Origin of the sequence: Streptomyces flaveus (assembly GCF_014647675.1) — a bacterium.
GTDB classification, from domain to species: domain Bacteria; phylum Actinomycetota; class Actinomycetes; order Streptomycetales; family Streptomycetaceae; genus Streptomyces; species Streptomyces flaveus.
Map to the genome: position 1 here is coordinate 410,401 of NZ_BMPQ01000004.1, position 12,481 is coordinate 422,881.

Consider the following 12,481-nt stretch of genomic DNA (forward strand, 5'->3'; position numbering starts at 1 on the left):
AAGGCGACGTCCTCGACCGCTCCCCCGGGTGCCGGAACATGGCCTGCGGTCTGCGCACAGGATGCCGCCTGCCGCCTGCCGGGCGCCTGAGTCGAGGGGTACTCAAGTCACCCTGTATCAGGGATGAGTAGCCCGGCTCTTCTTGTACGTGATGACTTACGAACGGGACGCGAAGACCCTGGAACTGCCCTGGCCGTTCACCGGACGCGAAGGCGAACTGGACCTGATCCGCAGCTCGCTGTCCGCCGGACGGCACGGCATCGTGGTGACGGGCCCCGCGGGCTGCGGCAAGACCCGGCTCGTCACTCAGGCCGTCCGCGACACCGGCTGCGCGAAGGTGACGGGGACGCCGCAGACCCGGCAACTGCCCTTCGCGGCGTTCGCGCACCTGCTGCCGGAGCCGGTCTCCCTGCACCGCGCCGTCCAACTGCTGGCGGACGTACGGCTGTTGCTCGTGGACGACGCGCATCTGCTGGACGACGCGTCGGCCGCGCTGGTCCACCAGCTGGCCGTGCACGGACGTACTCGCCTGCTCGTCGTCGTGACGGACGGCGAGCCGGTCCCCGGCGCGGTCTCCCGGCTGTGGACCGGAGAGCTGCTGCCGCGCCTTGGCCTGGAGCCGCTGCCGCGTGAGGACCTGGCACAGCTCGTGGCCGTGGGCGCCGGCGGTGCGGCGGAGCCGCTCACCGTGAACCGGCTGCACCGGCTGTGCCAGGGGGACCTGCGGCTGCTGCGCGCCTTGCTCGGCGCGCTGCGCGAGCGCGGACTGTTGACCCGGGGGTCCGACGCGTGGGCCTGGCGGGGTCCGGTGCCGGTGACCGCGACCCTGCGCGAACGTACCGCGAAGGCCCTGGACCGGCCCCACCCGGACGAACGGGCGGTCCTCGAAAGGCTCGCGTTCAGCGAACCCTTGCCCCTCGATGTCGCCGAGCTGGACCTACGGATCCTCGAACTCCTCGAAGCGCAGGGACTGGTGGCCATCGACGGCCACTCCTCGGTCCGCCTCGCACACCCTCTCCATGGCCCGGTGCTCCGCTCCGAGGCCGGACAACTGCGGGCCAGGCGGCTGGCCCGTACGCCGTCCCGGTGCGGCCCGGCCCTCGACGCGGAGGCCGCCACTTTGGCGCGGCGGATCGAGCAGGCAGACGTACGGGACGTGCCGACGCCAATCGGGGACTGGTTGACCGGGGAGGGCGCGGGCCCGGACAGCTCGGTCCCGGCCGGGTACGCGATGCTCCGCGCCCGGTACGCACGGCTGCGCGGAGAGCTGCGCGAAGCCGTGGTCTGGGCGCGGGAAGGCCTGCGGGCGGCTCCAAACGACCGGGGCTGCCGTGCCGAACTGGCCGTGGCGGAGGCTCAGTTGGGCACCGCGACGACAGCCGCTCCCAAGCTGCGTACGGCGCATCCGGCGTCAGCAGGGGCGAACACCTGGCTGAGGGCCGCCCGAGGTGACACCGCCGGAGCAGTGGAGTCGATCACAGGGGACGACGCCTACTCCCTGTATGACGCGGTGCGTCTGGGCGAACCCGCCCTGGTCGTGGACCGGTTGACCCGGCTTACCGGCGAACCCACCGCCCTGCTGGCCCAGCACGCGGACGCACTCACCCGGGGTGACGGCCCGGCCCTGGACCGAGCCGCCGAACGCCTGGAACAGCGCGGCTTCCTGCTCTTCGCAGCCGAAGCACATACGCAGGCCGCGTCGGCGCACCGTGACCCGCGTGCCGCCCGCATGTCGCGTACGCGCGCCGTAACCCTGGCCCGTCGCTGCCAGGGAGCCCACACCCCGGCACTCTCCGGCCTGGTCCTGGGCGAACTCACCGCCCGCCAGCGGCAGATCGTCACCCTCGCAGCCGCCGGCCTGAGCAACCGCGAGATTGCGGACCGGCTGACCTTGTCGATTCGCACCGTCGGCAACCACCTCCACAGCGCCTACACCCGACTCGGCGCGACCGACCGCGGCTCCCTGCCCCGGCTCGTACACGACCCGGAGGGAGCGGGAATGCCGGACGCACGGTCGGCGTGACGCAGTGCGCTCCGATCCGCAGGCCGAGCGCCCCAACTGCCTGCCCGCGCAGTGCCCTTCAGGCTGCTCCGAATGCCGTGAACGCCCACCCGGTCGCCTGATGCACCGCGTCGCCCGGCAGCGCGGCACGCGCGTCCCGCAGGGCCTCGGCCAAGGACAGGCCGGAGCTCAGGCCCTTGTGCAGGGCCAGCATCAACGGCACCACCGTGGCGTCGTTGACGGGAACGCCGCTCGCCACGACGCCCGCCGTGCCCAGCGGAAGCAGGGCCGTGACCAGGCCGAGCACTTCGTCGGCGCCGACAGAGGCGAGGCGGGCGGTGTCGCAGCTGGACAGGATGATGCGATACGGGCTGCGGTGGAGGCGCTCGAAGTCGTGCACGATCAGCGGGCCGTCGGCCATCCGCAGGGAGGAGAAGAGGGGGCTGTCCGCGCGGAACGTACCGTGCGCGGCGATATGGGCGAGCACGGCGCCGTCGAGCGAGTCCAGTACGCGGGGCACCCGGGCCTCGTCACCTTCCAGCACGGTCGCTGTGCCGTAGCGGTCGGCGAGTTCGGGCACCTCCGCGCCGCCGGTCGCGAGGCCAGGACCGCGGACCAGTACATGGCCTCCGTCCGGCGGCGGCTCGGTCTCAACAGCCCGCAGCCAGCTGCTTGCCGACGGCGAGACGCTCACCACACGCTCGCGCAGCGAGGGCAGCAGCGCCCACGGCACGCGGTGCAGCCTGGCCGGCGGCACCACCACGAGCGGGCCCGGGCCCAGGTGGGAGACGGCAGCGCCCAGCAGCAGTTCCTCCAGCCGCCGCCCCGCGGCCTCGAGCACCGGGAGCCTGCCCTCCGCCCCGGGATGGGCAAGGCGTCGAAGGCCGGCCTGCACATGCTCGACCTCGGCCAGCGCGTCCGCGAGCGGCCCGCCCTCAAACCGCCGTACGCGGCCCTCGCCACAGAGCAGCACCTGTACCCGGCCGCCGAGCTCGGCGATCTCGACCAGCCGCCCCCCGCCCAGCCGCTCCAGCAGCCTGCCGGGATCGAACCGATGCCCGTCGCCCGGCACCGCACCGCGCATACGCAGCGTCCAGGACCGTATCTCCCGCTCAAGACGCCGCTGTTCACGCTCCAGCGCCGGCACCGGCCGCCCGTCGACGCGGGCCGTCTCCGCCCGGGCGGCGATCTCCCGGAAGGCGGTGAGATTCCGCGACAGGGCCGGATCGGCGGGCGGCCGGGTGGGCGGAGCCGAGAGCACCGTGGCCCGCCAGCGCTCGCTCCACACCAGCAGCCGCCGCGGCCCGCCGGAGACCAGGCTAGCCCGCTGAGCCAGCGCGGCGAGCTCCGCACCCTGCGCGGTCGCCCGGGCGCGCAACTCGGAGGCACCGAGCGTCATCCGGTGGTCGTCGAGCACATCGAGTCCGCGCCGGCAGGCCTCTAGTACGCCCCGGCTGGAACCGGCCGCCTCGGCCCGCAGCGCCTGCGCGGCCCAGCCCGTCATCCGCGCCAGCGGCGGCCCGCTGTGCCGACTGCGCGCGGCCACGTCCAGATGCCGCTCGGCCTCGGCCCGCCGGCCCAGGCGCAGCGCGATCCGCCCCGCGAGCAGCGACGCCTCCGGCGCGGCCGGCGAGCCGCATTCTGTCAGCCGCCCGGCCACGGCCGCGGCATCGGCGACCATCCGCCCCGACGTACGCCCGGCCGCCAACCGCGCCTCGATCAGCACCAGTTGGGCATGCGTCTCCCACCAGGCGCGCTGCTGGCCCGCGAAGAGGCGTACGGCATCGGCCGCGCGCGCGGTCGCGGTGTCCGGTTCGCCCGCGAGCCGGGCGGCACGGGCGGCGGCCAGCAGCAGCTCCGCCTTGCGGGTGGTCTGGCCGCCGATGCGGTCGAGCACAGCGATCGCCGCGTCGGCCTCGGCCAGCGCCTCGGGCGCGAGACCGGCGGCCATCAGGACCTCGCAACGACGGATGTAGAACACGAACACCGGGGTGCCCAGCTTCGCGTACCGCTCCTCGGCCTCGTCGAACAGGCGCAGCGCCGCGGGGATATCGCCAGAGCGGAAGGCGGCCAGCGCCCGGCTCTCCACGACATCGGCCTTGTCGTGCTCCTGGCCGGTGGTGTCCCACAGCCGCTGAGCCGCCGTGAAGTCGGCCTCGGCCCGCTCCACCGCGCCGAGCGCAAGATGCACGGTGGCACGCAGCGTCAGGGCGCGCGCCGTCCAGATCACATCGTCCGCCTGCCGCAGCACGGGCGTCGCCCGGCGCACATCGTCCAGCGCCTCACGATGGTGCCCCAGCACCCACCACACGTACGCCCGCCGGTACAGGACACGGGCGCGGGTGTGCCCCGTGCCCCGCGCGACGCCCCGCTCGAGCGCGGCAAGACCCTGCCGCGTACGACCGGCGTGGACCAGCGCCACCCCCAGCGTGCCGAGGACGTCCGCCTCCCGGTCGGCCGAACCCGACCGTGCCGCGAGATCACGGGCGCGCCGCAGATGGCGCAGCGCGACCCGCAGATCACCGAAGTCCCGCTGCCACATACCGATCACATGGTGGGCGACAGAGGCGTGCAGCGGCGAAGGATCGCCGTCGAGTACCGCCTCCGCCCGCGCCAGCGCCTCGCCCGGGCGGGCGAACACCATCGGGAGCAGCTCGAAAATCGTGTCGCTTCCGCCTGTCACTCAAAGGATGCTAGGGCCTGTCCGGCGGATCAGGCCGCAGGGAGGCAGCGGTGACTTGTCAACACGGGTGAGCGGGGTCTGGTGCGTGCAGCTGCAAGGCGGAGGATTGAGTCGACGCGGAGCGTCGGCGATTGACGACAACGCCGCAGATGTGCGTGCCAGACCCCGCGTCTGCGGCCTGATCCGCCGGAAAGGCCCTAGGGCCGCGGGCAGTGCGGCAGACAGGTGTGACGCCGAATCGGCAATCACCGCTGCCGAATCGGTCAACCAGTGCCGCTGTATCAATCAGCCGTCATCCGGCTCTGATTGACGACCCGTCGACCGAAGGGGAGGGACACGCCATGGCACCACAGCGATTCCAGGAGCAGTTCGACCAGGTCCGGCGCGCGATGCCGGACGTCCCCCTGGCGATGGGGCCGGACGACTCCGCCGAGTTCTTCTACGAGCAGGGGGTCGTCCTGGCCCGTGACGGCGAGGACGCACGGATCGTCGAGGACACCCTGCGGGCACGGTCCGCCGACATCCCGGGCCTCACCGCGGACAGCGTCCGCAGGGCAGGACCGGAGACGAACCGGTCGGGCATCACCCGTATCCAGGTGGGCGACCCGGCAGCAGGCATCCGACCGGGATCGGGCGACCGCACCGTCGCGGGGGCGCTGCGGGCCATGCGCGAGGTGGAGGGCCGGGCCGAACGCCGCCTGGTGAGCCGCAACCACGTCGTGACGATCGCGGTCAACGCCTGCCCCGGCGACGAACCCGTGCCCGCGCAGCCCACCGTCACCGCCAACCCGACGCCGGCGGAAACGGCGTACGTCCCGGAGACCGCCGTCGGCGTCCTGGTGATCGACACCGGACTCATGCACGACTACCGGTCGTACCCCCTGCTCGCGCACACCCAGGGCGACGGCGCGCTCGCCGAGACCGACGACCAGGGCTTCCTCAAGCAGTACGTCGGCCACGGCACGTTCATCGCGGGCCTCGTCGCGGCGGTCGCGCCCAACACCGACATCACGGTACGGGGAACCCTCGGCGACGTCGGCGCCATCCTGGAGTCCGAGTTCGGCGACAAGCTCTTCGAGGCCGTCGACCAGGACGGCTGGCCCGACCTCATCAGCCTCTCCGCCGGCACCTCGAACGGCAGCACCGACGGCCTGCTCGGCCTGGAGCGCTTCATGGAGGAACTGCGCGACCAGCCCCGTACGCTGCTGGTCGCGGCGGCCGGCAACAACGCGAGCGCCACCCCCTTCTGGCCCGCCGCCTACGCCGACGTCCCCGGCTACGAGGACGCGGTGCTGTCGGTCGGAGCGCTGCGCGGCGACGGCGAGTTCGGCGCCTGCTTCAGCAACCACGGCCCCTGGGTGAAGATCTATGCGCCGGGAGAGCGGCTGACCAGTTCGCTCACGGGCTTCGACGTCCCCGTTCCGTACGTGTACCAGCACTCGACGTACGACGCCTGCCGGCACGGCTTCGCGTACGTCTGCACCTGCCAACACCCCCAGCACATCGGCGTGTTGAGCGAGGAGCAGCAGCCCAAGCCCGCCAAGCCGGAGCAGGTGATGTTCGAGGGGCTCGCGCAGTGGAGCGGCACCTCGTTCGCGACCCCGGCGACCGCCGCGATGATCGCCGCCCATATGACGGCGCACAAGGAGAGCGACCCCCGGGCCGCCCGGCGGCAGCTGCTGTCGGCGAACCGCGACCACGCGGAGGTACGCGGCGTCGTCGTGCCCGCGCTGCGCCCGCCGACCTGGACCCCCGTCCCGGTCGCCACGCTCTCCGCGACGGCATGACCTCCTGCTCGGGCACGGTCCTCTTGTCCCGGATCACGGCCGGAATCCCTCACTCCGCGGCGTACGATGACTTGCCGTACACGAGGGGTGGGGCCGTGGACCGTGACGCTGTCGGTGCGCTCGTCCAGTCCGCCGCCGACGGGGACGCGGCGGCCTGGAAAGCGCTGGTGGACGGGTTGAGCCCGCTGGTGTGGTCCGTCGTACGCGCGCACCGGCTCTCCGACGCCGACGCGCACGAGGTGTACCAGACCGCCTGGTTCCGCTTCGCCCAGCACCTCGACCGGATCCGCGAACCGCACAAGGCCGGCTCCTGGCTCGCGAGCACCGCGCGTCACGAGTGCCTGAAGGTCATCAAGAGCACCAGGCGGCTGACTCCCACGGACGATCCCCAGGTACTCGACGGGATCAGCGAGGACCGTACGCCCGAGGAGTCGCTGATCGAATCCGAGGAGGCCGCCGCGGAGGCGGAACGCATTCGCCGGATGTGGCAGGAGTTCGAGGAACTGGGCGACCGCTGCCGGGAGTTGCTCCGCGTGCTGATGGCCTCCCCGCCGCCCAGCTACCAGGAGGTGTCCGGCGCGCTGGGCATCGCCGTGGGCAGCATCGGACCCCTGCGTCAGCGCTGCCTGCGGCGCCTGCGTGCGCGTCTGGTCGCCCGGGGGGTGCGGTGAACGACAACGTTGGCAACGACAGCTTCGACGAGGCCGCTCAGGACGACGCCCTCGAGGAGGCGCTGCGCCGGGCCGCCGCCATCCTGGACCCGGTGCCCGCCGAGCTGCGGCACCTCGCCGTCGAGGCCTATGCCCTGCACTCGCTTCGTGATTTAGACGCGCGGCTCGCCGAGTTGACGTTCGACTCGCTCGTCGACGCCCTCCCGGTCCGGGGTGCGGACGTGCCCAGGATGCTGACCTTCAGCACGGGGGACCTCACCGTCGACATAGAGGTGACCGCCGAGGGGCTGACGGGCCAGGTGCTGCCGCCGCAGCCCGCCCGGATCGAGATCCTGGGCACCGCGCAGCCGACGGCGACCGGTACGGTCACGGCCGACGAGATGGGCCGCTTCCTCTGCGACCTGCTCCTCACCGGCCCGTTCGCCCTACGGCTGCGGACCGACGAGGAGGTCGTGGTGACGGAGTGGCTGCGCGTCTGAATCCGGCGTCGTGCCCAGGTGCTGGTGCCGCATTCCGGTCATTCCCGTCAGGCGAACCAGCCCTGCGAACCTGGCTGTGAACCGGGCTGCTGGGCACGGGAGTCGGGAGCGGGGACGGGGGCGGGAGCAGCGGGGGAGAGGGGTGGCCGGCCGGCGGGCGAGGGTCCCCCGTCGGCGATCCAGCCGAGTTCGCTCTGGAGCCGGCGGGCCTCGCTGCGGACCTGGAGCGGAATGTCGCCGCGTTCGGAGATCAGTTGGTCGTAGATCGGTGCGTCGTGCACGAGCGGTGCATCTCCTCAGGTCGGTACGTCACCCCAACCGTAAGGCCGCCCCGTCCCGGCGTCGGACGTACCCCCGGCTCGGCCAGAACCAGAAGCCGCGCGACCATGGACGGACACCGAGTCGAACAAAGCCGGACGGAGGCTCCTCATGCCGGTCATGGACGAGGCTCAGGCGCGGCGGCGGTTCGCCGAGGCCCCGGTGGCGCGCCTGGCGACCTCGGACGCCGAGGGGCACCCGCACCTGGTGCCGCTCGTGTTCGCCCAGCACGGCGACGAGATCGTCACCGCCATCGACTGGAAGCCGAAGAGGCCGGGCCGCGTGAAACGGCTGGACAACATTGCCGTCAGCCCGGAGGTGTGTCTGCTGGTGGACGAGTACGACGACGACTGGGACCGGCTGTGGTGGGTACGGGCGGACGGCACCGCCCGGGTCGTACCGCCGGACGCTCCGGAAAAAGACGCGCGGGACGAGTACGCCACCGCGGTCGAGCTGCTGCGCCAGAAGTACGCCCAGTATCGTCAACGGCCCCCCGACGGACCGGTGATCGTCATCTCCGTACGACGGTGGCACGGTTGGCGCGCCCGCTCCGACGAGCCCACCGGCCGATGACACGGCCCGGATGACCTGGCACGGGAGCGTGCTTGGAGACGGATCCTGCGGGTACTTGGTCGGTCCAGCGGCGGCTGGGGGTGTCGCCGCCCGTTCACCGGAGGACAGCGATGGCTCAGAAAGTCCGCGAGATCATGACGAGTGCCCCCGTCGCGGTGGGCACGCGCACCGCGGTCAGCGAGGTCGCGCACCGGATGCGTGACGAGAACATAGGCGCGGTGCTGGTCGCCGAGGGCGACGAACTGCGCGGACTGGTCACCGACCGGGACCTCGTGGTGCGTGTACTCGCCGAGGACAAGAACCCCGCCGACACGACCGTGCAGTCCGCCTGCAGCCCGGAACTCGTCACCGTCACCCCTGACGACGAGGTGGGCCGCGCCGTGCAGTTGATGCGCGAACACTCGCTGCGCCGGCTCCCGGTCGTCGAGGGCAAGCACCCTGTGGGGATCGTCGCCCTGGGCGACCTCGCCATGGAACGTGACCCCGAGTCCGCGCTCGGCGACATCAGCGCGGCCCGCCCCAACGAGTGACGCACGACCGTCCCCGGGCGGTGGGGTGCTGCGGTAGAACCAGTGCATGCGCCCACGACCCGGCGAGGTACTGCACTTCTCGGAAGACCCCACGATCACCGAGTTCCGACCGCACGTCGCCGCCACTGCCCGGCAGACGGATGCGTATGTATGGGCCGTCGACCATGACCGAGCGCCGGACTACTGGTTTCCCCGCCAGTGCCCGCGCGCCATGGCCTGGACCGTGCCGAGCACATCGCCGCCCGACCGGGAACGCATCCTCGGTCCGGGCGGCGGCGAGCGCGTCCATGCGATCGAGTACGGCTGGATGGAACGGTTCCTGAACGGCCGGCTGTTCGCCTACCGGTTCTCCGCCGACGCCTTCCGGCCGTTCGGCGAACCGGCACCGCACGCTTTCGTCGCGAGCGAGCCCGTCGAACCGCTCGGCCCACCCGAGCCGGCTGGCGACCTGCTCCAGCTCCACCGGGACGCCGGAATCCAGCTGCGCGTACTCGACAACCTCTGGCCGTTCTGGGACGCCGTGATCACCAGCACGCTGGGATTCAGCGGCATCCGTCTGCGCAACGCGACGACCAGGCCCGTACGCGACTGACGTAACTGATTGCGTATCCGACCGGGACCGACGCCGGGTTATCCCTCCTTGGCCTTCGCGTACTCCTGGGCCATGCCGCCCGCGAAGTCGTACGCGATCATTGCTTCGTCCCCCACGACCCAGGCGTCATGCCCGGGCGGGACCACGAAGACATCGCCGGGTCCGACCTCGCTCTCGGCGCCGTCGTCCATGCGGATGCGCATCCGTCCCTGGACGACATAGCCGTTGTGATGGACCTGGCAGCTCTCGGTCCCCGCGATCGGAGCCACGGACTCGGACCAGCGCCAGCCGGGCTCGAAGGTTGCCACGGCGAAGTCCAGCCCGGTGAGGTGGACGGCTTCGAGGTGGCCCCTGGGGAAATCGCGTCGCTCATCCGGCTTTTCGACCGTCTTGACCTCGATCATCGTGCTTCCCTCCATCGCGACCATGCCCAGCACTCTCGCGGGCCTCAACTCCATCGTCTGCCTGTCAACCGGGGGCCGCCATTTGAGGGACCGGCGAGGCTGCCCCTGTGGATGTCAGTCCTCGGAGACGTTCGCGGTGAGCAGGCGGAGCAACTGCTTGGCCATGGCGTCCTGTTCGCGGGTCAGGCCCATGGCGTCACCGATGGCCACGGGCACGGCGTGGGCCCGTTCGCGAAGGCGCACGCCGGTCTCGGTGAGACGGATGGCGACGGAACGCTCGTCCTCCGGGCGCCGCTCGCGGCGGATCAGGTCGTGCGCCTCCAGGCGCTTGAGGAGGGGGGAGAGGGTGCTGGATTCCAGCTGGAGCGCGGTTCCCAGGTCGCGTACAGAGACCGCGTATCCGGCGTCACGCTCCCACAGCACGAGCATGACGAGGTACTGCGGGTAAGTGAGCCCGAGCTCGTCCAGCAGGGGCCGATAGCGCGCCGTGACCGCCCGCGAGGCCGCGTAGAGGGCGAAGCAGAGCTGGTCGTCCAGGAGCAGGGAGCCCTCCTGCCTCGGTTCTGCCCCGGTTGCGGTCATGGTCTCGCTCCCTTGTTCTGGTCCTGTGCCCTGCATGAGGTACCTGCGCTCTGCACGAGAACGTCCACCCTATCTTTCACGTCCTCTCGATTGTATCGACCGCTAATAAGTTGTGCACGACTAAATAGCGCGCTACTCTCATGTCGTGCCGCCGCTCCCCAGCGCAGACCGCCTCCGGAGTGTGCGCGGCATCCGATCCGAGGAGACCGCCATGACCGAGAACGCCGGCCCCCGCCCGGTCCTGGAGCCCGCCGCCCTGTCCTTCGCCGAGGCGACCGCGAACCCGCCGTACCTGTTCGACCTCGGCCCGGCCGACGGCCGCAAGCTCGTCGACGAGGTGCAGTCCGGCGACGTCACCAAGCCCGCCGTCGACGAGGAGTGGGTCGTCGTGCCGGGCGGTCCCACCGGCCAGGTCCGCGTACGCATCGTGCGACCCGCGGGAGCGGGGGGCGTCCTCCCGGTGATCGTGTACATCCACGGCGCCGGCTGGGTCTTCGGCAACGCCCACACCCACGACCGACTGGTGCGCGAACTCGCCGTCGGCACCGGCGCGGCGGTGGTCTTCCCCGAGTACGACCTCTCGCCCGAGGCCCGCTACCCCGTCGCCATCGAGCAGAACTACACCGTCGCCCAGTGGATCGTCAGCGACGGCGCCGCCCACTCCTTCGACGCCACCCGCATCGCGGTCGCCGGCGACTCGGTGGGCGGCAACATGGCCGCCGCGCTGACGCTGATGGCCAAGGAGCGCGGCGACGTGCCCCTCGTCCAGCAGGTCCTCTTCTACCCGGTCACCGACGCCGCCTTCGACACCGGCTCCTACCGTCAGTTCGCCGAGGGCTACTTCCTGCGCCGCGACGGCATGCAGTGGTTCTGGGACCAGTACACGACCGACGAAGCTCAGCGCGCCGAGATCACGGCCTCCCCGCTGCGCGCCACCACCGAGCAACTCGCCGACCTGCCCCCGGCGTTGGTCATCACCGCCGAGGCCGACGTCCTGCGCGACGAGGGCGAGGCCTACGCGGGCAAGCTCCGCAAGGCCGGCGTCCCGGTCACCGCGGTCCGCTACCAGGGCATCATCCACGACTTCGTGATGCTCAACGCCCTGCGCGAGACCCATGCGGCGGGGGCCGCCATCGCCCAGGCCGTCAGCACCCTCCGTACGGCCCTCGGCACCTCCTGACGCGACACGGCCGGGCCCCGGGAACGGGGCCCGAAGTGTGCGGCGGGGGGTGAAGGTGTTTGGATGAAGCCATGAGCAACGTGTACTTCGACATCACCATCAACGACCAGCCCGCCGGTCGGATCGTCTTCAAGCTGTACGACGACGTGGTCCCCAAGACCGCGCGCAACTTCCGTGAGCTGGCCACGGGCGAGCACGGCTACGGATACGAGGGCTCCGGCTTCCACCGGGTCATCCCCGACTTCATGCTCCAGGGCGGCGACTTCACCCGCGGCGACGGCACCGGCGGCAAGAGCATCTACGGCGAGAAGTTCGCCGACGAGAACTTCCAGCTGAAGCACACCAAGCCGGGACTGCTGTCCATGGCCAACGCCGGTCCGAACTCCAACGGCTCGCAGTTCTTCATCACGACGATCATCACGGACTGGCTGGACGGCAAGCACGTCGTCTTCGGTGAGGTCGTCGAGGGCATGGACGTCGTCAAGGCCGTCGAGGCCCAGGGGTCCCGCTCCGGCGCGACCAGGGTGCCGATCAAGATCGCGAAGTCCGGCGTCGCCTAGTTCCCAGCCGACGACGGACGACAAGGGCCGCGGCGACCTCCGCCGACTCGACTTCCCGGGTCGGCGGAGGCGCGGTGTCGGGACTCAACCACCTGACAGGACAAGGGACTTGGCGCCACA

General features: G+C 71.6%; 13 protein-coding genes. 9 read left to right on the plus strand and 4 right to left on the minus strand.

Going from position 1 to position 12,481, the window contains the following annotated elements; all coding sequences use genetic code 11:
• Positions 1 to 151: 151 nt before the first annotated feature.
• Positions 152 to 2,023: a LuxR family transcriptional regulator AbsR2 gene (locus IEZ21_RS11285; protein WP_189321720.1), complete on the plus strand. Its 1,872-nt coding sequence runs from the start codon at positions 152 to 154 to the stop codon at positions 2,021 to 2,023.
• Positions 2,024 to 2,081: 58 nt separating this feature from the next.
• On the opposite strand, the gene IEZ21_RS11290 is transcribed toward IEZ21_RS11285, so the two are convergent.
• Positions 2,082 to 4,646, minus strand: coding sequence for a CHAT domain-containing protein (locus IEZ21_RS11290; RefSeq protein ID WP_373302213.1), 2,565 nt, complete (start codon positions 4,644 to 4,646; stop codon positions 2,082 to 2,084).
• Between the two features lie 380 nt (positions 4,647 to 5,026).
• Between IEZ21_RS11290 and IEZ21_RS11295 the strand changes: the two genes are divergently transcribed.
• From IEZ21_RS11295 to IEZ21_RS11305, 3 genes are read left to right on the plus strand one after another with little or no spacing between them, the layout of a single operon-like run.
• Positions 5,027 to 6,472 (plus strand): S8/S53 family peptidase, encoded by a 1,446-nt coding sequence (locus IEZ21_RS11295; RefSeq protein ID WP_189321722.1) that lies wholly within the window; start codon positions 5,027 to 5,029, stop codon positions 6,470 to 6,472.
• On the plus strand, positions 6,469 to 7,143 hold the full coding sequence (locus IEZ21_RS11300) for an RNA polymerase sigma factor (protein WP_189321723.1): 675 nt from the start codon (positions 6,469 to 6,471) through the stop codon (positions 7,141 to 7,143). The genes IEZ21_RS11295 and IEZ21_RS11300 overlap by 4 nt, the downstream gene beginning before the upstream one ends.
• The gene (locus tag IEZ21_RS11305) at positions 7,140 to 7,622 is read left to right on the plus strand and encodes a hypothetical protein (RefSeq protein ID WP_189321724.1); all 483 of its coding nucleotides are present in this window, start codon (positions 7,140 to 7,142) and stop codon (positions 7,620 to 7,622) included. The genes IEZ21_RS11300 and IEZ21_RS11305 overlap by 4 nt, the downstream gene beginning before the upstream one ends.
• A gap of 47 nt (positions 7,623 to 7,669) precedes the next feature.
• Here IEZ21_RS11305 and IEZ21_RS11310 read toward each other — a convergent pair whose 3' ends face one another.
• On the minus strand, positions 7,670 to 7,903 hold the full coding sequence (locus IEZ21_RS11310; RefSeq protein ID WP_189321725.1) for a hypothetical protein: 234 nt from the start codon (positions 7,901 to 7,903) through the stop codon (positions 7,670 to 7,672).
• 148 nt (positions 7,904 to 8,051) lie between these two features.
• Between IEZ21_RS11310 and IEZ21_RS11315 the strand changes: the two genes are divergently transcribed.
• The 3 genes from IEZ21_RS11315 (at position 8,052) to IEZ21_RS11325 (ending at position 9,635) form a co-directional block, all read left to right on the plus strand.
• Positions 8,052 to 8,513, plus strand: a complete 462-nt coding sequence (locus IEZ21_RS11315) for a TIGR03668 family PPOX class F420-dependent oxidoreductase (RefSeq protein ID WP_189321726.1) — start codon at positions 8,052 to 8,054, stop codon at positions 8,511 to 8,513.
• A 110-nt stretch (positions 8,514 to 8,623) separates the two neighbouring features.
• Entirely contained in the window at positions 8,624 to 9,043 is a 420-nt protein-coding gene (locus tag IEZ21_RS11320) for a CBS domain-containing protein (RefSeq protein ID WP_033319253.1), read from the plus strand.
• A 46-nt stretch (positions 9,044 to 9,089) separates the two neighbouring features.
• Positions 9,090 to 9,635 (plus strand): DUF6886 family protein, encoded by a 546-nt coding sequence (locus tag IEZ21_RS11325; RefSeq protein ID WP_189321727.1) that lies wholly within the window; start codon positions 9,090 to 9,092, stop codon positions 9,633 to 9,635.
• A gap of 38 nt (positions 9,636 to 9,673) precedes the next feature.
• Here IEZ21_RS11325 and IEZ21_RS11330 read toward each other — a convergent pair whose 3' ends face one another.
• Both IEZ21_RS11330 and IEZ21_RS11335 read right to left on the minus strand, forming a co-directional pair.
• Entirely contained in the window at positions 9,674 to 10,039 is a 366-nt protein-coding gene (locus IEZ21_RS11330) for a cupin domain-containing protein (RefSeq protein ID WP_189321848.1), read from the minus strand.
• A 114-nt stretch (positions 10,040 to 10,153) separates the two neighbouring features.
• Positions 10,154 to 10,621 carry a MarR family winged helix-turn-helix transcriptional regulator gene (locus IEZ21_RS11335; RefSeq protein WP_189321728.1) on the minus strand — a complete coding sequence of 156 codons (468 nt, stop codon included), beginning with the start codon at positions 10,619 to 10,621 and terminating at the stop codon, positions 10,154 to 10,156.
• A gap of 211 nt (positions 10,622 to 10,832) precedes the next feature.
• Here IEZ21_RS11335 and IEZ21_RS11340 point away from each other — a divergent pair, with 211 nt between their 5' ends.
• The gene (locus IEZ21_RS11340; protein WP_189321729.1) at positions 10,833 to 11,801 is read left to right on the plus strand and encodes an alpha/beta hydrolase; all 969 of its coding nucleotides are present in this window, start codon (positions 10,833 to 10,835) and stop codon (positions 11,799 to 11,801) included.
• Between the two features lie 71 nt (positions 11,802 to 11,872).
• Complete coding sequence (locus IEZ21_RS11345) at positions 11,873 to 12,361, plus strand: peptidylprolyl isomerase (RefSeq protein ID WP_189321730.1); 489 nt, start codon at positions 11,873 to 11,875, stop codon at positions 12,359 to 12,361.
• Positions 12,362 to 12,481: the final 120 nt, after the last annotated feature.